General features: G+C 66.1%; 2 protein-coding genes and 1 pseudogene. All 3 read left to right on the top strand.

Annotation, left to right across the window (positions count from 1 at the left end; genetic code table 11):
• On the top strand, positions 1–208 hold a 208-nt coding region (locus JV551A3_RS26915; protein ID WP_328592121.1), incomplete at its 5' end, for an Rnf-Nqr domain containing protein.
• On the top strand, positions 205–1,179 hold the full coding sequence (locus tag JV551A3_RS26920; protein ID WP_133979247.1) for an RnfABCDGE type electron transport complex subunit D: 975 nt from the start codon (positions 205–207) through the stop codon (positions 1,177–1,179). The genes JV551A3_RS26915 and JV551A3_RS26920, both read left to right, overlap by 4 nt.
• Positions 1,176–1,476 (top strand): annotated as a pseudogene (locus JV551A3_RS26925) (RnfABCDGE type electron transport complex subunit G); the annotation flags it as partial. The gene JV551A3_RS26920 and the pseudogene JV551A3_RS26925, both read left to right, overlap by 4 nt.

Consider the following 1,476-nt stretch of genomic DNA (forward strand, 5'->3'; position numbering starts at 1 on the left):
TGACGACAGCACATGGCTAGCTACCCTGCTGCAAGGCCTGCTGGCCGGCAGCGGCTTCTGGCTGGCGCTAGTGTTGTTCGCCGACCTNCGCCAGCGCAGCGCTCATGCCGCAGCCCCCGGGGCAATGCGCGGCCTGCCCATCGAACTGCTCGGTGCCGGGGTGATGGCCATGGCGTTTTCAGGCTTCAACGGGCTGTTCGCCCAATGACTGCCAAGCCCGACCCGCGGCTCCGCACCAGCATGGGCCTGGTGTTGCTGGCTTGCGTACCTGGCCTGCTGGCGCTGTTCTGGCTGCATGGCTGGAGTTTGCTGCTGAACCTGTTGCTTTGCGCCAGTGCCGCGCTGCTGTGCGAGGGGTTGGTACTCACATTGCGAGCACAACAGTGGAGCACGGCGCTGAATGATGGCAGCGCGCTGGTCACTGCCGTGCTGCTGGCCGCCGCCCTCCCCCCCCTGACGCCATGGTGGTTGCCGGTGATCGCTACCAGCGTTGCCATCGGCATCGGCAAGCAGGCCTTTGGTGGGGTCGGGCGCAACCTGTTCAACCCGGCCATGGTCGGCTACGCCTTCGTGCTGCTGAGCTTCCCGTTGCAGATGAACCATTGGCCAGGGCCAGCACCTGGCCTGCTCGACAGCCTGCAACAGGTATTCATCGGCAGCGATCAGATCGATGCCTGGGCCCGGCCGACACTGCTCGACGGCCTGCGTCACAACCGCAGCCTGACCATCGATGAGCTGTTCGCCAGCCACCCGGGCTTCGGCAGCATCGGAGGGCGGGGCAGCGAATGGGTCAACCTGGCATTTCTGCTGGGCGGCCTGTTCCTGCTGCAACGCAAGGTGATCAGCTGGCATGCGCCGGCAGGCCTGCTGGCAGGGTTGTTCCTGTTCAGCCTGCTGGGCTGGAATGGCTCGGGTTCGGACTCCAACGGCTCCCCCCTGCTGCACCTGTTCTCCGGCTCGACCATGATGGCGGCGTTCTTCATTGCCACCGAACCGGTGACCGGGCCCCGGCAGGAGTGGGCGAAGCTGGGGTTCGGCCTGGGGGCAGGCCTGCTGATATACCTGATCCGCACCTGGGGTAGCTACCCGGACGGCACGGCGTTCGCCATCCTGCTGATGAACCTCACGGCGCCGAGCCTGGAACGCCTGGCCTTGCAGCGCCAGCGGGTCGCCCGATGAAGCGCCTGATACGTGACATGGGCGTGCTGCTACTGACTGGGGCACTGGCATTGTCGGCCACCCTTGCCTTGCGCCACTGGACCAGCGCGGCCGTCGCCGACGCAGAAAAACAATTGAACAGCAGGCAGCGGCTGGCGGTACTGCCAGAAGGCAGTTACGACAACCAGCCGCTGGACAGCCCCCTGCCCAGGCCCGCCGCACAGCGGCCAAACAGCCGGATCCTGGCCGCTTACCGGGCGACACTGGCGGGCAAACCGGTCGCCATCATTCTGGTCACCCAGGCACAAGGCTATGCTG

It is taken from the genome of Pseudomonas inefficax (assembly GCF_900277125.1).
Classification (GTDB): domain Bacteria; phylum Pseudomonadota; class Gammaproteobacteria; order Pseudomonadales; family Pseudomonadaceae; genus Aquipseudomonas; species Aquipseudomonas inefficax.

Coding starts and splice junctions, on each gene's coding strand:
- JV551A3_RS26920 (WP_133979247.1), top strand. CDS start 205: ATGACTGCCAAGCCCGACCCGCGGCTCCGCACCAGCATGGGCCTGGTG.